This window comes from Terriglobales bacterium (genome assembly GCA_035764005.1).
Classification (GTDB): domain Bacteria; phylum Acidobacteriota; class Terriglobia; order Terriglobales; family Acidobacteriaceae; genus Gp1-AA112.
In genome coordinates this window covers 63,746-82,912 of the sequence record DASTZZ010000005.1, presented here as the reverse complement: position 1 = coordinate 82,912, position 19,167 = coordinate 63,746, and the positions used below count along the sequence as shown (strand labels likewise).

Below are 19,167 nucleotides of genomic sequence, written 5' to 3'. Positions count from 1 at the left end.
AGGGCTAGCCAGCCTTGAGGGTGCAACTCATCACAACACAACCCAACCGGGCGGATTCTCCAAAAGGGAATCCGCCAAAGGCATCGAATGATGCAAGAACTCCAAACCGTGTTGAGTGCAGTTCACGCAATGCAGCCTGAGCAGTTGCCGAAGTTGCTGGGCCAGCTTGAAGAAATCCGCGCCACTGCAGTGATGCGCCTCAGTTCGCTAGCTCCAGCACCGTCTCAACCGGATCGACTGATCGACGTGAAAGAGGCTGCAGAACGTTTGGGAATCTCGGCAAATTTTCTCTATCGCAATTCGAGGCGGTACCCGTTCACTCGTCGCGAGGGTCGCAAGGTACTATTTTCGAGCGTTGGAATTGATCGATACATTGCACAGAAGGGACGGTAAAACCACATTGAGGAATCACGATTTTTTCGGCACAAATGAATCATTCTTCGGCGAGCGACGGCGATCTCGGAAATCCAAAATCGAAAAACAGCCACAGCTCAATGAATCGGAACTCCGTGAATGGATTGACGACATGGTAGCGACAATCGATGAAAGCCAGTCAACCGCTAAGGCCCGACATCAGGCCAAGAATGACCTCGTGCGCACATTCACTGTTATAGCGAACGAACTACAGACTCTGAAGTCTGAGCGGGATGCAGCCAGAAGCGATGCAATGAGGTTCGCTCAGCAATTCAATTCACTGGCAGACAGTATCCTGATCAACCCGCAGCCAGCACGCAAGCAGCGTATTGGGCCACTCGGCAAGCATCTTGACCCAAAAGATAGGAAGCTCTTGAAGGCTATGGGCATTTCTCTTCGTCGGAAGTCCAAATAATCCCCTGCGATTTCTCTGTTGACAACCATCTCCATAGGTGTACACTACGAGAGAATATGGTTACACGCACAGTAAAAGTGAAGCGTCTGGAGTGCAAGTGCGAGCGCTGCGGCTACGTCTGGCTTGCCGACAAATTGCCGGTGCGCTGCGCAAAATGCAAAACCCCGTACTGGAACGTTCCACGCAAGGAGAAATCGAAATGAAAGGCGATGGCCGCATTTTCTCTCGTTTGCCCCGTTCTCCCTATTGGTGGGTCGAGTACTACCACAACGGCAAACAGCACCGCGAAGTAGCAAAGCACGTTCGCACTGGCGAGAAGCTGGAAGCCATCGAAGCGAAGCGCCATGAGGCTGAGCGATTCCTAACCTCACGGGTGAAGCAGGTAATCACAGAGAAGGGCGGGGGGCCTGCATTCGTCACTCCGACGCAGCAGCGTTGCACTGTTGGCGATTTGCTGGATTCGCTCAAGTCTGACTATGAGCTGCGCGGGAAGTGGAATGATCGCACCGAATCGACAGTCAAGAAGGTGCGTGAGCGCTTCGGAGCATGGCGGGCAACTGCTGTTACCAGCGAGGCCGTTGCAAACTGGCAACTTGATTTGCGCGAGGCGAAATACAAAGACGCTACGATCAATCGTTTTTGTCAGGTTCTCGGCCAATCATTCGCTCTAGCAATCGAGAATAAGCGTCTGTCGAGTGCGCCAGTCATCAAGCACCTGAGCGAGACTGGCAATGCGCGTTCTGGATTCTTCACTGAGACGGAGATTCGCTCCGTCATCTCGCATCTTCCGGCCTACCTGCAAGATTTCACCTTGTTCGCATACATCACCGGAATGCGCAAGGGCGAAGTCCAGAGCCTCAAATGGTCGGACGTTCACGGCGATGCGATCACGCTGAGAGCTGAGAACAGCAAGAACGGCGAGGGCCGCACAATCGCGCTAGAGGGCGAACTGGCCGAATTGATCGAGCGCCGGAGAGAAGTTCGGAAGGTGAAAGACAAGAAGGGCAACGTCACGACCGTGGCTGAGTACATCTTTCATCTGAAGGGCCAGCGCATCGGGGAATTTAGGAAAGCATGGGCGACAGCTTGCAAGTTCGCCAACGTCCCTGGTCGCCTGTTCCATGATCTTCGCCGCTGCGCTGCACGCAATCTGATAAAAGCTGGAGTGCCGCAAGTCGTTGCTATGCGAATCACGGGACACAAAACTGATTCGATGTTCCGGCGCTATGCAATCGTTGAAGAGGCTCAGCAGCGGGAAGCCTTGAAAGCTGCAGAGGCTTACCGTCAACAGCAGTTAGAGCAGGACAAAGCGAAAGTCGCGCAGATGCCAGCGCGGACTCAGTAAAAGGAGCAGTGATGCCACTAGTAGATTGGAAAACCAGAACAATTACACTTCATCCCGGCGAGAGCGAGGACGATCTGAGTTCAGCGCTCCGCTTCGCTGCGATGGTGAAAGAACCTAATCTCTGGCAAATCGTCAGAGAAGAGCTGCCAGCAGAAGATTAGAGTTTCCCTCAAACCAAAGCGCCCCGCCCGAGTGCTGACACACCCGAACGAGGCTAACCACAATCACCCTACTTAGGAGGATGAATCATGGCTGTATCCAAGTCTAAGACCACCCGCAAACTTCAACTCGTTACCAAAGGCCGCAAGAAGGCCCATCGGCGCAAATACCCCGTGAGCATCAGCTTTGTCGATGTTGACGGAATCCTGGATAGCGATTTCGATCCGGCCAATGCTAAACAAGCTGAGCATCGCGTAGTAGACGATGTTCGGATAACTCTCACTTGGGAATATGAAGCCAAGCAGGCCGATTTTCCCTGTGGCAGCACCGAGCACTTCCACGCCACATTCACGCCAGAGCAGCTATTCGACTTTGCAGCGAAAGCCGGACTGCTTACTACGACGGCATCCACGATAAACAGAGTCCCTAAGGGCACCGCTGCCGTGATGCGGCTTACTGATCGCGGCGGTGCAGCATGACCCGCCCCGCCGTCAGTCCGGTGCCGATCAAGTCCGATCTGCGCAAGAAGCTGATGCGCCTAGAGCGGGTTCTGGAGGAATTGAACCTGAGCCATCAGGACGCAATCCTCGTCGTTAACTACGTGTACAGGCTCATCACGCTCTCAAAAGGCAGAAAGGCGGGTGCAGCATGAGGCGGGAGAAAGGCGAAGTAATCCGCGTCACGTTCTCCAAGGAACAGCGAGCGCTAATCAAGAGCATCGCCGGTGACACCTACGAAGGCGAAGCCGGATTCATACGCCGAGCCGCCGTTTGGTGGGCTGACCGAAGAACCGAAGCGCCGACGAAGAAAGCATGGCTAAAGAGGCAGGCTGAGGCACTCGAACATCACGCACTCCGAGCAGCAGGACTGGCTCAGTGTATCGTCAGCGGCATCCGCTTCATTCCGCCGGACAAGCTCGGCTCAGTCAGCAAGCCGAAACGCAGGAAACGCGCAGCATAAGCATCGTGTCGGACACGTTGACCGACACGTTCCCACTCAGGCCCGCCATCATCGGCGGGCTTTTTTGTGTCCGCTTCCACAACAAGGACACTACAAGCACACTCGCCGGTTTCAGGCACACTCGATTGTTTGTAAGCTGTTGAATAATTGGCTCCTCAGGTAGGACTCGAACCTACAACCCTCCGGTTAACAGCCGGATGCTCTGCCATTGAGCTACTGAGGAGTGTCGTTTGCTTCTCGCCAGGAGGGCGAGCTGCGGTTAAGTTGTCTTCATTTTATAGCATAGCCGCTCGACGGGAGGAAAGCTGGCTCGAAGTGGAATTAGATGGTGCGCGGTTTTTTCTCGCGCAGTTGCTTCTTCCAGTCGAGGATTCGCGCTCGATTAGCGGCGGATTCGGCTTCGGTGATCAATCCTTTTCTATGCAGCGCGATCGACAAAGCGGTAAACGAGAGCGGGTCATCGGGCTTGAGCTCCACGAGCCGCTTGCACGCAGTTACCGACTCGTCAAAGCGGTTCAACTCCTGCAAGGCGCGCGCGAGTCCGTGCAGGGCTTCCGAGTGCGCGGGATTAACCGCGAGGCATTGTTCATATTCCGTAACGGCTTCTTCATTCTTGCCCTCTGCAAACAAGTCGAGGCCTCTTTGGAAATGCGTCTCTGCACGTTCGCGGTCCGCAGTCACTTACTGAGTCTATCAATGGCAACGGTGAGGCACGGCAGGATTGATTCCCTAAATGAGAGCAGCCGCGCGCACAACGTCGGCGATGATCTCGGACATCGCATCCATATCGTGCTTTCCCAAACTGGGATGCACGAGGAAAGCCAGGCTTGTTTCCGCAAGCTCGCGTGAAACTTTGAGCCGTTCCGGCGGCCGCGAGGAGGCAAACGCTTGTTCCAGATAAAGTTCGCCGCTGCCGCCGCTCGAGCACGGAACTCCTCGCGACAAGATCGTCTGGAGAATGCGGTCGCGGTTCCAATCTGGTTTCAGCATTTCCGGCCGGAGAAATGCGCAGAAACGGTAGAAGGCATGGCTAACGTTATTCGACGGGACAGGGATCCGAAGCGCCGGCAGTTGCGACAGACGCGCTGCGAGAATCGCGGCGTTGCGTCGTCGCAGCTCGAGCCAGCCGGGAACTTTGAGGAGTTGGCGGCGTCCGATCGCGGCCTGCACTTCGGTCATTCTCCAATTGGTGCCGATATTGTCATGCATCCGACGAATCACTTGAACACCGTTGTTGGCGCGAGAGCGCGAGTAATCCTTGCCGTGATCTTTGAATGCCCACGCGCGTTCGTGGAGAGCGGAATCGTTCGTGACCAGCATTCCGCCTTCGCCGGCGGTGGTCATGATTTTGTCCTGGCAAAAAGAAAAGGCGGCAGCCTGGCCGAAGGAACCCACCGGCTTGCCGCAATATGTTGCCCCTTGCGCCTGCGCGCAGTCTTCGACGACGAGCAGGTTTTTGCTGCGCGCGAGTCCCATAATGGAATTCATCTCGCACGGCCATCCGGCGAGATGGACGGCGATGATCGCGCGGGTCGCGGGAGTGAGCGCGGCTTCGAGAGTTGCCGCAGTGATGTTCTGACTGTCGCGATCGATGTCGGCGAATATCGGACGGGCTCCGCACATTGCAACGCAGCTTGCCGACGCGACAAACGTTCGGCTCGGAACGATGACGTCGTCACCAGCACCAACGCCGAGGGATCGCAATGCAAGTTCGAGAGCTACAGTTCCGTTCGCGACGGCAATGGCATGTTTACAGCCGCACGCTGCAGCAAATTCCTGTTCGAATCTGCGGCCGTGTTCGCCGGTCCAGTAGTTCACGCGCCCAGAACTTAGGACTTCAGCAGCGGCGGCGATTTCGTCGTCCGAAAAAGTGGGCCAGGTGGGAAACCAGTGGGACTTCGATTGGGAATCTTTCTCGCCTGCAAGCCGGATAGGCGCAAGGGCCGGAGTCATTCGCGTTAATGTACACGACGAGAGCTGAATCCGAAACGGGAAACTTAAATTGTTTTGGCAATTGCTGGAGGCGCTTGAGGAAAGGGCACGACTTTACAGGCTGCGGAAATTGCAGGCGGGGCCAGGCCAGCGGAACCGGGGCCGCTAGGCGCTGGGGCAGCCGCGTGTGTTGCGGCCGCGTTCTGCGCAATTGCAGTATCGTGGCATTCGGAGTTCGCCTTTCGGCGACCTCCGACCCACCGCCTACCGGCGGCGGTTCCGTTGGCCTATCTGACCACGAGCACTTCCCTAACGTTGTCGCGGGCCAGAAAGAACTTCAGCGATGCGTAATCGTGGAAGAGATTCTCGATGTGGCGATTATTGAAGATGCGTTGCAGCCGGAATTGCGGACCGTGCTGCAGGCGCAGCGTGTCGGCGCCCTGAATGTGATAGCGATAGTACGGCGCGTCTGGTCCGGCGTCTTTCGTATGAAAGAAGGCGAGGAGGTATCCCTTGGGATTCAGCACCGAGGCAATGCGCTCGATCATGGGTTTCACCAGAGGTTCGGCGAGGTAATCGGGAATGTCCCAGCAGAGGACGGCGTCGAACTTGACGTTGCGGAAGACGAGGTTTTCTTTGAAGAAGCGATCGACATCGATTCCGCCTGGTTCCGAGCTGCTGCGATATTCAGGATTTTGCGAAAGGAGGAGAACGTCTTCGTTGTAGACGCGATGCCCGAGTTCAGTGAAATGCGTGATGTTGGCGGGCGAAGTTGGTCCGAGGTCCAGAATGGCGAGACCTTCTGCGCCTTTGAGCAGGCGCGTGAGCTCTCCTAATCCACTGGAGCGCCGAGTACCGGCATCGACGGATTGCGCTGATTGTTCGTGCTGGGCCGCTGCGCCGCGGCGAAAAAACCGAAAGAAGGAGTTAGCCACCTTTCGTTGATCTTATCCTAGCCTCTGGTTGAGGAAGCGGGCGCAGCAGGCAACGGGGACGACGCTGGAGTCGTAACCTGCGTGACCGGAGTAGAAGTTTGTGTTTGCGCCGGAGAGGTTTCGCGGCGCGGAGTTTGATCTTTGTCCTTGTCTTTGTCCTTGCGAATGTCGATGCCGCCTTTGAAATATGCGCCGTCTTCAATGACGATGCGCTGCGTGGCGATGTCCCCAACCTGCACGGCGGACTTGCGCAGCTCCACGCGATCGGTACCGGTGATGTTGCCCTCGACTTTGCCCTGCACGATGACTTCTTTGGCGTTGATGTTTGCGCGCACGTGTCCGTTGGGACCGATGGTGAGGCTGTGATCGCGCAACTCGATGCTGCCTTCGACCTCTCCGTCGAGGTACAGGTCCTCGCTGCCGGAGAGTTCACCTTTAATAACGACGGATTTCCCGATATGGGCAATGTCGGTGCGCGATTCGCCCGGCCGGAAATTGTCCACGGAGTCCCTCCTGGTACGCGATATGCCTTGCGTCACAACCAGTCATCAGCGCGTGCAGATGACCGGAGCGGTTTGGCGCAAACTATACAGGGCGCAACTCTCATTGCGCAATGCAGCACGCGAAGTCGCAGAGGTAGTCATCGCGTCGGCATCGCGCACAAGCATTATAGGCCCAAGAATTCGAGTGTTCGAATCAGGACAGCAATGTGGAATCCAAGTACCACCATGGAGCACGCGGATGCTCAAGTTGGATATCCAGAGAACCAGCCGCTTATCGTCCGCGGTACTTGCAAAAGTCCTCTGAAACGCGCGATTCACAACCGCTTCTGCGTTTATTGGCGCATTGGTGATGCGCTTGCAATGGAGTGGAGTGTCGGCCCAGTCGGAACGGTCGCTGTGTGCAGCGGAACCGAAGAACCAGGGGAACAGCGGTTCTGTCGTTATCAGCGGCTAACAGCCAATGGGACTGCCTTTTTCCGAATGGGCCGACACTACGTTGGGACCGCAGCGAATCGGCAAGATCGGTTTCGATTCGAGCGTATCCTGCTGAAAGCACACCATCTTCTTCATCCAACGGCGGCTTCCAGAAGCCGCCGTCGGCGTTTTTGGCCTGCATTTCCCAACTCCTGGTGTTAATGTGTGTTGCAACAAAGTAGCGGCTTTGCTTCGTCTAATAGGTACGACCCCAAGGTTTTTATGTCTATAACCAAAGCACGCAGCCTCGCCAGGAGACTCGTTCTTCTGCCTGCAGCTCTCGTTTTGCTTTGCGCAGCTTCGCGTGCCGATGACAGCGCGAGTCAAGGTCCGAATTTCTCCAACGACCCCAAGGCCCGCGAGCTTGTCCGCCGAGTTGTTGCGAATGAACTAGAGCAGGAAGCGCGCGACAAGTCGCACTACATGTTCAGGCTAAAGAGAGTCACGCCGAAAGGAACTTCCCTCAAGGAGATCGTGCAAACCGATCAAGGCAGTGTGGCGCGTACGCTCCTGATCGACGGCAAGCCTCCTACAGAAGATCAAAAGCGATCCGAACAGGACAAGATCACGAAACTGGCGAATGATCCTGACGCGCAGCGTCAGCGCATGAAGCGCGAAAAGGAAGATGAGAACCGTGCGCAGATCATGGTTAAGGCCTTGCCGAACGCTTTCTTCTATCAGGAGATCGGTCGCGATGGCGACATCGTGAAGCTGCGCTTTCGTCCCGATCCGGACTACGAGCCCGCATCCCGGGAGGAATCCGTATATACCGGCATGGCCGGCGAGCTCTGGCTGAACGTTCCGCAGCAACGGCTGCGCAAGATCGATGCCCACCTCTTCCACGATGTCGATTTCGGCTGGGGCATCCTTGGCCGCCTTTATAAAGGCGGCAGCTTTATGGTTGAGCAGGAGCAGGTTGACGGCAATCACTGGGATACCACCGTCATGAAACTCGATCTCACCGGCAAAGCTTTGATTTTCAAATCGCTTGTCTACAAGGAGCAGGAATACGAGAGCGACTTCAAAAGGCTTCCCGATCACCTCAGCATGGCTCAGGGAGTCGAGATCCTGAAGAAGGGTGCGACGGAAATGGCGGAAAAGCAGGGGGAGTAAGGCTTTACGGATTCGAAGTCAAGTTCCCTACTCACCATTTAACAGGGACAAGACTAGATGTTCTTTTCACGCAAGAAGTAAGAATCGTTGAATTCTGCCCATTTCTCGAAAGTTCCAGCCATCGGCAGGGAAATACTCGGAAATCCTTGTAAGTCGTTCCTGAATAAATACTTAATATCGGAATTGCGCGGTAATCCGAAATTAAAGCTGCGAATTTTCCGGCGCGTCGACACCGCACGAGTGTCACTGTTTCATCGGATATTCGCGTTAGCGTTCCCTCTGCCGAAAGTTACTCCGACCTGTCTTTCGTCATCTTCGCCCGGTCTTGGCTTACTGCTACTCTGCGCCTTCGGAGGTGGTAAATGGGTAAGACTTCGGTCAAGGCCACGGTTTTGTACGGAGAAGGGGATGCACAATCCCTCAAACTGCACTCGGCTGTCATGGAAAAGGCTGGATATTCCGTCCAAACCGCCGTCGGACGCCGCGCCATCGAGGAAACTATGCGCGCCGCCAAGTACGACATAGTCGTTCTGGGACATACACTTACGCGCGACGACCGCCACCATCTCCCCTACATGGCGAAGAAGGCTAATTCCCTTTGCCGCGTACTGGTTATTCACGCCAGCGGCCGTCACCATGAAGTAGACGCGGCCATCGACTCACGCGACGGCGAGCACGTTCTGCTCGACGCCCTGGCAGGCCTGCTCGAACCGGCCTACGCGTAGATTTGAGGCACAAGGGACGACGCGCCCCGTCGTCTGGTTTTCGCTTCGTCGACAATCTTTGGCATTTCCCGAAGAAACCAGCTGAGCGCGCCCTGTCGGTCCTGAGATTCAGCCCTGCGTGCCGCTATGGTGCCTTGCGCCATCCTGCAAACCACAATACGATTCCAAGAACAGCAGTGCTGCCCGGCTTCACCCCATTACGCAAGCTCATCTTGATTTGCGGTCTAGTCTCCCTGGCTCTCGCGCCAGTCTTCGCACAAAGCACGCGGGAAACGCTGCAATACCTCGGCACATCGCAGCTGGATGCGATCCCGGCGACCAGTATCTCTGCCGACGATCTGCAGATTAGCCCGCATCCTGAAACCGACGGCGAGCTGGCAGGCATTCGGCGCGGACCGGGCGATGCTTCGATACCGGTAATCGCAAATCCCCAGGCGGTCGCTCCAGCCTCAAGTGTTGCGCTGGCGTTCAACGGGCTCACGCATCGCGATCAGCGACTGGCCGGCACCGGCGTCTACGCGAATACGCAATTCAGCACCGAGCCTCCCGACGAAGCCCTGGCAGTCGGCAACGGATTCGTCGTCCAAGCGGTGAACGCAGCGCTCGCCGTTTACGACGCCACTACCGGCGCGCTCAAGCAAGGCCCAACGGCTCTCAACCAGTTCTTCCGGCTGAAGCCGGAGGTCAACCGCGCCAGCGACGCCTATGGCGATTTCACCAGTGATCCACGCGCCTATTACGACACACAGCTTCAGCGCTGGTTCGTTACAGTGGTTGCGATCTCGACACGCAGCGACACCGGAGTTTTCAGCGCGCCTACGCATCTGTTAATCGCAGTCTCGACGACGAGTGATCCGACGCAGGATTGGAAGGTCTACAGCATCGATACCACCAACGACGGCTTGGAAGGATGCCCGTGCTACGGCGATCAACCGCTGATCGGCGCCGATGCCCATGGGTTCTTCATCTCGACCAATGCCTTCAGCCTGCGCGACGGATTTGCAGGCGTTCAGCTCTACGCAATCTCGAAGAGCCTGCTGGCTACTGGAGCGATGCCGGGCGTTGTCCATTGGAATAATCCGAAACTGCCGGGCGGATTCGCATTCAGCGTGCAGCCGGCAAAGCAGAGCTCGTTTTCCACCGACGATGCGGCGCATGGAGTCGAGTACTTCTCCAGCGTCGCCGACATCCGCAACATGCTCGATCGCCGCATCGCTGTATGGGCGATCACGAACACGGCTTCGCTCGCAGACGCTGTTCCCGCTTTGAAACTCCAGAACACAATTGTCGAGACCGAGCCCTTCGGCGTCCCGCCTGACGCTCCGCAGCGCGCGGGCACTACTGAATTGGGCAGCCTGGTAGCCGAGAGAGTGCAGTTCATCGCTACCAACGACCATCGCATGCAGCAGACGATCTTCTCTGGCGGCAAGCTCTGGTCAGCCCTCACGACGATCCTGGCCGTCGGCAACGATCCCTTGCCGCATGCCGGCATCGCCTACTTCGCTTTGATTCCCTCGCTATCTCCAGAAGGGACCCTGAAGACAGAAATGGCGCACCAGGGATATGTAGCCCTTCATAATGCTGATCTCTTCCATCCAGCCCTCAGCGTTGCCCAAAATGGGAGCGGCATAATCGCATTCACAATGAGCGGAGCCGACTATTATCCGAGCGCAGCCATCGCAAGCCTCGGCGCGAACGGCATCAGCGATATCCAAATCATCGCCCCCGGTGCAGCTCCGCACGATGGCTTCAGCGGCTACAAATACTTCGGCGCTGAAGGCGCGGCCCGGACCGGCGATTACTCCGCCGCGACGGTCGACGATCACGGCGCACTGTGGATCGCCGCCGAATACATTCCCTTGGCGCCGAGAACGCTGCTCGCAAATTGGGGGACCTTCATCGCGCGAATCGCGCCTGCGAAGTAAGGCAGGAAACTGCTTCGTCGATCCTGTAACTATCTACTCGGAGCGAAGCGAGATCATGGGGTCAACTTTTGTGGCGCGAGACGCGGGCATGTAACTGGCGGCCAAGGCTACGCATCCCAAAATGACACTCACCATCCCATAGGTTGCCGGGTCATGCGGCGGAATCTCATAAAGCAGCGATTGGATGAACCTCGCCAGTACGAAGGCGCATCCCAGTCCGGCCGCCACGCCCGCTAGCGTGAGAACCAATCCGCGATGCAGAACCATCACAAGCACCTGCTGACGCGAGGCGCCGACGGCGATGCGAATTCCAATCTCCCGGGTGCGCTGCACGACCGCGTACGCTACAACGCCATAGAGTCCAATCGCGGTTAGCAGTAGCGCAACGGCGGCAAATATACCCAACAACACAGCTTCGAAACGTGCTCGACCGAGTGCGAGAGCGAGATAGTCGTCGAGAGTTTCGACTTCGTGCAAAGGCGCTTCAGAATCCATTTGTCGCAGAATTTCGCCGAGCGGCTTGGCCAGAAGCTTCGCATCCTGCTTCGCTCGGACTATGAGCACCGGCGAGCCCCACATTAACTGGGGCTCGGGAACGTAGTACGCAGGACCGGGCGCTCGGGTCAGGTCCGATTTGCGGATGTCTCCAACAACTCCCACGATTTCGCGGGTCTTGTAGCGAGCCCGGGCCGCGCCTTCGCCTGCTCCGATGGTCATGATCTTGCCAATCGGGTCCTGATTCGGAAAGTACTTCCTGGCAAAACCCCGGGAGATAATTACCGAAGGCTTCCCATTGCGGGAATCGCGTTCGTCAAAGGTGCGCCCACGCAGGAGCGGGATCTGCATCGTCTCGAAGAAACCAGGTTGCACCACATAAAACCCGGCAGCGGGTTGCTGCGCTTCAGGCAGCGGATGATCTGCAAGATCGAAATCAACGCTCCAATCGTCGTCGTTGAGGGGGAGCGGCATTGCACCCGAGGCGTTCACCACTTCCGGCAGCGCACGAATTCGCTGCAGGAGTTCAGTGATAAAGCTATCCATCTGATCTGACTTGTAGCGAGTGGACGAAAGATCGAATGCGGCTGTCAGAACATGATCTGGATTGAACCCAAGATCGATATGCGATAGCTTCTCCAAGCTGCGGATCAACAGCCCAGCTCCGGTGAGCAGCACGATGCCAACCGTGATCTGGCCAATGATAAGAGCGGAGCGCAGACGATGTTGGCTTCGACGCTCCGTACTACTGACACTGCCGCTGCGCATCTCTTCGGCGAGGTTGGGAGATGAAACCTGCATAGCCGGAAGCAGACCGAACAGAAAGCCTGTGAGTAGTGCCAATCCGGCAGTGAAGACCAGAACCCAGGGGTCAATTCCAATCTGCTGCGCACGCGGAAGATTGGCTGGATACAACTTCAACACGGCTTTTACTGACCATGTAGCGAAAGCGATACCGAGCGCGCCTCCAACGCCGGCGAGGACAAGTGCTTCCGTAAACAGTTGTCGAACGATGCGCCCGCGCGTCGCACCGAGCGCTGCACGAATAGCAATTTCTCGAGTCCGGCTGCTGCTTCGGGCGAGCAGTAGGTTGGCAACGTTGGCGCACGCCATGAGCAACACCAGGCCGACGGCGATGAATAGAACCAGGAGCGATGTTCGTGAGTCGCCGACCAGATAAGTAATCTGCGGAGACGCGGCAATGCCAGATCGGGTATTGCTGTTTGGGAACTCGGACGAGAGCGTGCTTGCGATCCGTCGCAGGTCCGCATTCGATTGCTCCAGCGTTACGCCGTCTTTCAGCCGTCCGATGCATTCAATCCAGTGCGCGCTGCGCAGCTTTGTCATCGGCTTGTCTTTAGGATCGCTTTCATCCGACTCGGAAAAAGTTACCCAGACGTCTTGTGCTTCAGCCTCGATGGGCCACTGAAAACCACGCGGCATTACGCCCACAACTTCGTAGTTCGTTCCATTGAGCGCGAACATGCGACCCAACACGTGTGAATCCGAGTTGAAGTGAGTGCGCCAGAAGGTGTCGCTGAGAATGGCTACGTGATGATGCGCTTCATCTTCTCCGTCGGAGAACGTGCGTCCGAGGAGCGGAGAAACACCGAGCACCGAAAACAGATTCGTGGTTACGTGTGCGGCTTTGACGCGAAAGGGCTCGCCGAGTCCAGTAAGCGTTCGCGAGTCACTAAGTGTGTAGGCGGCGACATCCTGAAACGTTTTGGAGCGAGAGCGGACGTCTACGTAATCAGGAAACGACATAGAGCCGTGCGCGACTTCAGGCATCGGTCTCTCTGTGTTGTAGTTGCCGAGGGCGACGAGTTGACTAGGATCGCGGAACGGCAGCGGACGCAGCAAAACCGCGTTGATCACACTGAACATCGCTGTATTGGCTCCAATACCAAGCGCCAACGTGAGAACAGCCACAACGGAGAATCCCTTTGCGTTGAGCAAGACGCGCAACGCGTACCGAATGTCAGCGAATACTTTCATTCGCGCTCCCGCCACGGAATTGTAAGCTCCGATGCTGGTACTGCACATAACATTCCAGAGCACGCAGTATCTAAGTAGTTGATGGCAAATGCTCTTCAAGCTTGATCATGCCTGTTTTCTTATTCACTGTCCGGTTATGGGAAAAGAAAGTTACTTGCCGCTCCGGAAACGGACAGCGTTGACTTGCGCCTGAGCGGGTCATAAGATGCGCGCCATGGCCAGTTCCGTGATGACGCTCGGAAGCTTAATCGGCCATTACCGTCTCCTCGAGCAAGTGGGAGAGGGCGGAATGGGCGTAGTCTATCGCGCCCACGATGAGCGGCTCGGACGAGACGTTGCCCTGAAGCTTCTGCCGCCCACCGCCTTTAATGATGAGAACGCGCGGAAGCGATTTCACAAAGAAGCGCGGGTTCTGGCACGGCTGAATCATCCCAATATCGCCACGGTCTTTGATTTTGATTCCCAGAATGGGATCGACTTTCTGGTCACGGAGTACATACCGGGAGAGACGCTGGCGAGCCGCTTAGCCTCGGGAACAATGCCGACGAATGAAGTTCTGAGGGTGGGGATGCAATTGGCCGATGGGCTTGTGGCCGCACACGAGGCCGGCGTTTTGCATCGCGATCTCAAGCCCGCAAACCTGCAGCTCACTCCCGATGGCCGTTTGAAGATCCTTGATTTTGGCCTGGCGCAGTTATCGCAAACTTTGTCGACAGATACCACCCAATCGGTCATGGATTTGCCGATGGCCGGAACGCTGCCCTATCAGGCGCCAGAACAACTGCGCGGCGAACAAGCATCAGCAAGAAGCGATATCTATGCCGCCGGCGCGGTTCTCTATGAGATGTGTACGGGCCGACGCGCCTTTGCGAACGGCTCGCCCTTCATCGTCATCGAAAACATCCTTCATGAAATGCCGAAACGGCTGGGCCAGATTCGACCAGGAGCTTCTCTCGAACTTGAACAAGTTGTAATGAAGTGTCTCGATAAACAGCCGGAAAACCGTTATGAATCGGCAGTAGAACTGGGCGTAGATTTGCGCCGAGTCGCCTCGGTCCGCACCGGCACGCAAACTGCCAGTTCGCCTCCCGGAATTCTGAACCGGGAAATTGCGGTTACCGCCATTCTCGCCCTCATGCTCGCGGTGGCCGGCGCCGTCATTTGGTGGGCGAAAGGAATGCTGACTCATGCGAGCGCCCCGGTTGTTCAATCCGTCGCCGTTCTGCCATTAAAGGACTATTCGGCAGGTGCAGATCAGGAATACTTCGCCGATGGAATGACTGAAGAACTGATCACCGATCTCGCCCAGATCAGCGCTCTTCGAGTGATCTCACGTACGTCGATGATGACCTACAAGGGTTCTACGAAGTCGCTGCCGCAGATCGCGAAAGAGCTGAATGTCGATGCAGTTTTGGAAGGCTCGGTAGAACGATTCGATCACCACGTGAAGGTGCAGGCAAAGCTGATCCGGGCCCAGACCGATGTTCCATTTTGGACCAGAACCTACGAGAGAAACGTTGGCGACATCCTGACTCTTCAGGAAGATGTCGCGAAAGCCATCGCCGACGAGATCCAGATCAAGCTGACTGCTGAAGAACTGCGCCGGTTGAACAGACCACGCGCGGTAAACCCTGAAGCGCACGAGAACTATTTGCGCGGGCGCTACTACTGGAACCAGCGCACGAACACCGGGGTACAGATGAGTGTCGAATACCTGCAGAAGGCAATTGCAATCGACCCGCATTACGCGCTCGCATACGCCGCGCTCTCAGATTCTTACCACTTACTTCCGGAGCTGGCGGGCTCTTCCGGCAAAGACAATTTTGAAAAAGCGCGCTCAGCCGCTCAGCAAGCTCTGCGACTTGATCCCTCATCGGCGGAGGCGCACGCCGCTCTCGCTAAAGTGATGGAGGATTACGATTGGAATTGGGATGGAGCGGAATCGGAGTACAGGCAAGCAATTGAATTGAATTCGGGTTTACCCACGCTTCACGCCTGGTACTCAAATCTCCTGACCGAAAGAGGAAGGGTTACGGAGGCGCTAAGTGAGGCCCGGAAGGCGCAGCAGCTAGATCCGCTTTCCAGTTATGCCAATTCCAATCTGGCCCTGATCTTCTATTATGCCGGACAATACGAAGATGCCCTTGCACAGAGCCAGAAGACACTCGCCCTTGACCCGGCAAACGCTCGCAGCCACCGAACCATCGGTTGCGCCTATGCTGCGCAGCAGAGCTATAACAAAGCGATTCCCGAATTGAAAAAAGCTATTGAGCTTTCGCCGGGAACACCAGAATACATAGCCGAACTCGGATACGTCTATGCAGTTATGGGACAAAGGGAGCAAACCCGAGAAATCCTGAACCAGCTTGAGAGTTCAGTTGAACGTGGAGCAGCATCTGCGTACTCCTTGGCCGTAGTCTATGCCGGGACCGCTAACAGGGAGCGCACTCTGCAATTGCTGCAGCAGGCAGTTACTGAAAAAGCAGCCGGCGTGGTGGAACTTGGAATCTCGCCGCTGTTCAAGGGTCTGCGCCGAGATCCAGCATTTCAGGAAATCCTGAAGCAACTTGGACTGTTTGCGGCTATCGAGGCGAAAGGTTCGGATTCACCACGCGTTCCAACCAATGATATATAGCGCACCTCCAGGGACGATCAAAATGAGAGCCCCGCAAACAAACTCCATAGGTGCAGCATGTCTGCCCGAAACTCCTCTGCCTCTGGTAAAGGCGACATAGTCCGGAAGATTCTCAAGCGAATTCTGCAACTCTTCTGCAGTGATCGGAGGTGGTTCTCTTTTGCCCTGCAAATCGAAGCGCCGACCTCTTATGTCGATCACATATCCGTCAGGATTGTGTGGATCGTCATTAAATTTGTGTCTATCGATATGAAAGGTTTGCACAGGCTGAGCGGTATTCCATACCGTCAAAGATTCGACACCGTCGCGTTCACTTGGAGCCATAACGAGGGTAGTCCATTCATGGCCGTCACCCAGTCGCGCGAAGATCTCGTTCCCATCCCCTGCGCCAAAATACGATCGATACACTCTTGTCGGTTTTTTTGATTTGTCGGCAGGCTCGAAAGTTCCGTCCATGATGAACAGCTTGTCATCTCCACGACTGAAATTTTCAACATGCACATCAAGAATGCCTGTCTTGAATTTCAAATGCAGAACAAGAGAGCCGGAACCGCCGTTGAAGTGCACTCCCCCCGGATACCTGCTCTCGTAAGGGCTCGTTTCTTGCGAGGAATTTGTTGTTTTTTGGCCTGCTGGTGGCTGAGTAGGAGATTGGTCACCTTGATTCACCTGCGCGAGTGCGTTAGGGAAGTTGAAGATGCCGCCTGCGAGTCCCGCAGAGGTCACGCGTAGGAAGTCTCGTCGCTCGAAGTTCATCGCTACACCTCCTGGCAGTAGTAGCTTCGACCAGAGCCCGCGTTCAATTTAGGGAATGAAAGATGCATAGCTTCTACTCTCCCAACGTGAGTCTGTCAACAGGAGAGTCAGTGATGCTAGTACGCTGTTCGCGCGTCGGAGGAGGAGGGCGGAGGAGGTCCATTTGGCCATTTGCCTGGTTGGGGCCCCATTACCAGCCCGAGGCGTCCGCCGCGCAGAATGTCGTCGTGGCGAAACCAACCTTGGTTGTACGGCTTGCCATTCCACTCCGCTGAGATCACGTATTTGTTTTCGGATGAGACGTTCTTTGCTTCGATCGTGAAGGTCTTTCCATTAATCAGATGAAAGGTCGTTTCGGGAATTGCCGGACTGCCGATCAGGTACACGTCTTGTCCCGCATTGGGAAAGATACCGATCACTCCGAAGGCGTACCATGAGCCCATCGCGCCGGAATCGTCGTTGCCGGGAATTCCCTCTCGGCCCGTGTGATAGTTCCTGGCTATGATTTCGCGAACACGTTCAGCGGTTTTGTCCTGTCTGCCTGCCCAAATATACAGGTATGGAGCCAGAAATCCTGGTTCGTTACCGACATCGTACCGTCCGGGAACATCGAAAAACGCGTCGAGACGTTTCACAAAGACATCTTTGCCTCCCGATTTTTGGATCATTCCAGCTACGTCCTGAGGAACGAAGGTTGAGTACGTCCAGGAATTGCCTTCGTAAAACGTATCCCCGCCCCACGTGCAGTGCTGCAGCGCCGTGAAGTCCTGCTTCCATGATCCGTCGCGATGACGCGGGCGAATGAACCCTTTGAATCCGCCGTCTTCAAAATCTGGATCCCAGAGCTTTTCCCAATTTTGCGATCTTGCCAGGTACTTCTCGTAATCGGCAGTTTTGCCGAGAGCTTTGGCTAACAGTGCGACCTCAAAATCGTCGGCTGCATACTCCATCTGCTTGGAACCGGGACGATCGACGCTTTCGATACTTGCGTAACCGAGCGACTTATAATCCTCCAGCCCACCACGGCCTTCCTTGAACTGATTCTCAGGAGGGACCTCTGCGTCTTTGACTTCTGCTGCATATCCATCATTCCAGTCGATTCCAGGAAGCTTCTTAAGATACGCATCCGTAACGAAAAACTCGGCGTTGCTGCCGCCCTGGGTGCGTCCGTTGAAATTCCCACTTCGGGCATCGGGCATGTATCCGTCATGGCGATAGATGTCGATCAGAGCACGTACGCTCGCTGCCTGCCGATCGGGCGCAATCAACGTGAGTAGCGGTCCGGAACTGCGGAATGTGTCCCAGATCGCGTAGAAATCGTCGTAATACGGCTCGCTGGATTTCCAAAGCGGATTCTCTCCTGTGCGATCTACCGGCATAAGCATCGTGTGATAGAGCGAGGTGTAGAACAGTTGCATCTGATCGGGACTTACACCTCTGATTTCTATCGTGCTAAGCGCCTTGTTCCAAGCTGCCTCGGCTGCTCCACGCGTCTTGTCAAAATCGAAGCCAGAGATTTCGCGAGTCGCGTTGAGCTTCGCCTGCTCGACGCCAATAAAAGAGATCCCGATCTTGAGCCGAACCTGCTGTCCCGCTTTGGTACGGAATTGCAACCAGGCTCCGGCTTTACCTCCATCACTCGCCTGCTGTTCGCGCGCTCCGGCACTCAAAGCACCGTTGAGCCATGTCCCTGACGCAGTCGCGGGCGTATCGCTGATCGCATAAAAATAGACGGTGTACGGTCTGGTCTGCTGGTTCCATCCACCGATCACGGTCGTGGAGCCGCTTACCTCACTTGGAGAAAGGACTTTCACGGACGAGGCGGTCAGGCGTTGATCCTCGTGCTGTCTGGCTCCGCTGCTAAGACAGTGGCCGGCGTCGAACAGAATGTTGGCTTTCGACGCCTCGGGATAGGTAAACCGATATAGCGCGACTCGTCGCGAAGCGGTGATCTCAACCTTTGCCGAATAACGCGTGAGATTCACGCTGTAAAAGCCAACGGCCGCGTTCTCGTCCTGCCGCGGTGAACTGAAGTCATTGGGCAGAACGTCGTCTGTTGTGGGCTGAATGAGGACATTTCCGTACTTTGCTCCTCCGCCGGTACCGCTTACGTGCGTCTGACTGAAGCCGTTGATGTTTCCGTCAGGCAGCCAGCCGGCGTTTCCCGTATTGGGACTCATGTCAGGACCAGGTTTGATCATGCCGAACGGCAGGCTGGGGCCGGGAAAGACGTGTCCGCCGCCTTCAGTTCCCATAAAGGGATCGATGTACTTCGCGGACTGGGCATTGCTGCAACTGCATGCGATCACGATCAACAACAGCGACGCTGTCCATGAACCAAATGTGTGCATGAGTTCTCTCTGATAAAGTTTGTCCATTAACG

General features: G+C 56.0%; 18 protein-coding genes and 1 tRNA gene. 11 read left to right on the top strand and 8 right to left on the bottom strand.

Going from position 1 to position 19,167, the window contains the following annotated elements:
- Positions 1–87 precede the first annotated feature (87 nt).
- From VFU50_01030 to VFU50_01000, 7 genes are all read left to right on the top strand, one after another.
- Complete coding sequence (locus VFU50_01030) at positions 88–393, top strand: helix-turn-helix domain-containing protein (GenBank protein HEU5231411.1); 306 nt, start codon at positions 88–90, stop codon at positions 391–393.
- The gene (locus tag VFU50_01025; GenBank protein ID HEU5231410.1) at positions 356–829 is read left to right on the top strand and encodes a hypothetical protein; all 474 of its coding nucleotides are present in this window, start codon (positions 356–358) and stop codon (positions 827–829) included. Before VFU50_01030 ends, VFU50_01025 begins: the two co-directional genes overlap by 38 nt.
- Positions 830–1,028: 199 nt before the next feature.
- Complete coding sequence (locus VFU50_01020; protein ID HEU5231409.1) at positions 1,029–2,174, top strand: site-specific integrase; 1,146 nt, start codon at positions 1,029–1,031, stop codon at positions 2,172–2,174.
- 11 nt (positions 2,175–2,185) lie between these two features.
- Entirely contained in the window at positions 2,186–2,335 is a 150-nt protein-coding gene (locus VFU50_01015; GenBank protein ID HEU5231408.1) for a hypothetical protein, read from the top strand.
- Positions 2,336–2,422: 87 nt separating this feature from the next.
- The gene (locus VFU50_01010) at positions 2,423–2,812 is read left to right on the top strand and encodes a hypothetical protein (protein HEU5231407.1); all 390 of its coding nucleotides are present in this window, start codon (positions 2,423–2,425) and stop codon (positions 2,810–2,812) included.
- A complete protein-coding gene (locus VFU50_01005; protein ID HEU5231406.1) occupies positions 2,809–2,985 on the top strand; it encodes a hypothetical protein in 177 nt (58 codons plus the stop codon). Before VFU50_01010 ends, VFU50_01005 begins: the two co-directional genes overlap by 4 nt.
- Positions 2,982–3,293, top strand: coding sequence for a hypothetical protein (locus tag VFU50_01000; GenBank protein HEU5231405.1), 312 nt, complete (start codon positions 2,982–2,984; stop codon positions 3,291–3,293). Before VFU50_01005 ends, VFU50_01000 begins: the two co-directional genes overlap by 4 nt.
- Positions 3,294–3,441: 148 nt before the next feature.
- Here the strand turns inward: VFU50_01000 and VFU50_00995 are convergent.
- The 5 genes from VFU50_00995 to VFU50_00975 form a co-directional block, all read right to left on the bottom strand.
- Positions 3,442–3,516 (bottom strand) — tRNA-Asn (locus tag VFU50_00995).
- A 98-nt stretch (positions 3,517–3,614) separates the two neighbouring features.
- Entirely contained in the window at positions 3,615–3,974 is a 360-nt protein-coding gene (locus VFU50_00990) for a tetratricopeptide repeat protein (protein ID HEU5231404.1), read from the bottom strand.
- A 48-nt stretch (positions 3,975–4,022) separates the two neighbouring features.
- Positions 4,023–5,246 (bottom strand): DegT/DnrJ/EryC1/StrS aminotransferase family protein, encoded by a 1,224-nt coding sequence (locus VFU50_00985; GenBank protein HEU5231403.1) that lies wholly within the window; start codon positions 5,244–5,246, stop codon positions 4,023–4,025.
- A gap of 266 nt (positions 5,247–5,512) precedes the next feature.
- Positions 5,513–6,160 carry a class I SAM-dependent methyltransferase gene (locus VFU50_00980; GenBank protein HEU5231402.1) on the bottom strand — a complete coding sequence of 216 codons (648 nt, stop codon included), beginning with the start codon at positions 6,158–6,160 and terminating at the stop codon, positions 5,513–5,515.
- Positions 6,161–6,177: 17 nt separating this feature from the next.
- Complete coding sequence (locus VFU50_00975; GenBank protein ID HEU5231401.1) at positions 6,178–6,663, bottom strand: polymer-forming cytoskeletal protein; 486 nt, start codon at positions 6,661–6,663, stop codon at positions 6,178–6,180.
- Between the two features lie 696 nt (positions 6,664–7,359).
- On the opposite strand from VFU50_00975, the gene VFU50_00970 reads away from it, so the two are divergent.
- The 3 genes from VFU50_00970 (at position 7,360) to VFU50_00960 (ending at position 10,900) form a co-directional block, all read left to right on the top strand.
- A complete protein-coding gene (locus VFU50_00970) occupies positions 7,360–8,250 on the top strand; it encodes a hypothetical protein (protein ID HEU5231400.1) in 891 nt (296 codons plus the stop codon).
- A 362-nt stretch (positions 8,251–8,612) separates the two neighbouring features.
- Entirely contained in the window at positions 8,613–8,975 is a 363-nt protein-coding gene (locus tag VFU50_00965; protein ID HEU5231399.1) for a hypothetical protein, read from the top strand.
- Between the two features lie 134 nt (positions 8,976–9,109).
- Positions 9,110–10,900, top strand: a complete 1,791-nt coding sequence (locus tag VFU50_00960) for a hypothetical protein (GenBank protein ID HEU5231398.1) — start codon at positions 9,110–9,112, stop codon at positions 10,898–10,900.
- A gap of 33 nt (positions 10,901–10,933) precedes the next feature.
- Here the strand turns inward: VFU50_00960 and VFU50_00955 are convergent, their stop codons facing one another.
- Positions 10,934–13,393 (bottom strand): ABC transporter permease, encoded by a 2,460-nt coding sequence (locus tag VFU50_00955; protein ID HEU5231397.1) that lies wholly within the window; start codon positions 13,391–13,393, stop codon positions 10,934–10,936.
- Between the two features lie 214 nt (positions 13,394–13,607).
- Here VFU50_00955 and VFU50_00950 point away from each other — a divergent pair, with 214 nt between their 5' ends.
- Positions 13,608–16,028, top strand: a complete 2,421-nt coding sequence (locus VFU50_00950; protein HEU5231396.1) for a protein kinase — start codon at positions 13,608–13,610, stop codon at positions 16,026–16,028.
- On the opposite strand, the gene VFU50_00945 is transcribed toward VFU50_00950, so the two are convergent.
- Both VFU50_00945 and VFU50_00940 read right to left on the bottom strand, forming a co-directional pair.
- A complete protein-coding gene (locus tag VFU50_00945) occupies positions 15,999–16,784 on the bottom strand; it encodes a hypothetical protein (GenBank protein ID HEU5231395.1) in 786 nt (261 codons plus the stop codon). The two genes, VFU50_00950 and VFU50_00945, sit on opposite strands and share 30 nt — an antisense overlap.
- Positions 16,785–16,900: 116 nt before the next feature.
- Positions 16,901–19,162, bottom strand: coding sequence for a GH92 family glycosyl hydrolase (locus VFU50_00940; protein HEU5231394.1), 2,262 nt, complete (start codon positions 19,160–19,162; stop codon positions 16,901–16,903).
- Positions 19,163–19,167 lie beyond the last annotated feature (5 nt).

Coding starts and splice junctions, on each gene's coding strand:
- VFU50_00945 (HEU5231395.1), bottom strand. CDS start 16,784: ATGAACTTCGAGCGACGAGACTTCCTACGCGTGACCTCTGCGGGACTC.
- VFU50_01020 (HEU5231409.1), top strand. CDS start 1,029: ATGAAAGGCGATGGCCGCATTTTCTCTCGTTTGCCCCGTTCTCCCTAT.
- VFU50_00985 (HEU5231403.1), bottom strand. CDS start 5,246: ATGACTCCGGCCCTTGCGCCTATCCGGCTTGCAGGCGAGAAAGATTCC.
- VFU50_01000 (HEU5231405.1), top strand. CDS start 2,982: ATGAGGCGGGAGAAAGGCGAAGTAATCCGCGTCACGTTCTCCAAGGAA.
- VFU50_01010 (HEU5231407.1), top strand. CDS start 2,423: ATGGCTGTATCCAAGTCTAAGACCACCCGCAAACTTCAACTCGTTACC.
- VFU50_01015 (HEU5231408.1), top strand. CDS start 2,186: ATGCCACTAGTAGATTGGAAAACCAGAACAATTACACTTCATCCCGGC.
- VFU50_00940 (HEU5231394.1), bottom strand. CDS start 19,162: ATGGACAAACTTTATCAGAGAGAACTCATGCACACATTTGGTTCATGG.
- VFU50_00965 (HEU5231399.1), top strand. CDS start 8,613: ATGGGTAAGACTTCGGTCAAGGCCACGGTTTTGTACGGAGAAGGGGAT.
- VFU50_00955 (HEU5231397.1), bottom strand. CDS start 13,393: ATGAAAGTATTCGCTGACATTCGGTACGCGTTGCGCGTCTTGCTCAAC.
- VFU50_00970 (HEU5231400.1), top strand. CDS start 7,360: ATGTCTATAACCAAAGCACGCAGCCTCGCCAGGAGACTCGTTCTTCTG.
- VFU50_01030 (HEU5231411.1), top strand. CDS start 88: ATGATGCAAGAACTCCAAACCGTGTTGAGTGCAGTTCACGCAATGCAG.
- VFU50_01005 (HEU5231406.1), top strand. CDS start 2,809: ATGACCCGCCCCGCCGTCAGTCCGGTGCCGATCAAGTCCGATCTGCGC.
- VFU50_00950 (HEU5231396.1), top strand. CDS start 13,608: ATGGCCAGTTCCGTGATGACGCTCGGAAGCTTAATCGGCCATTACCGT.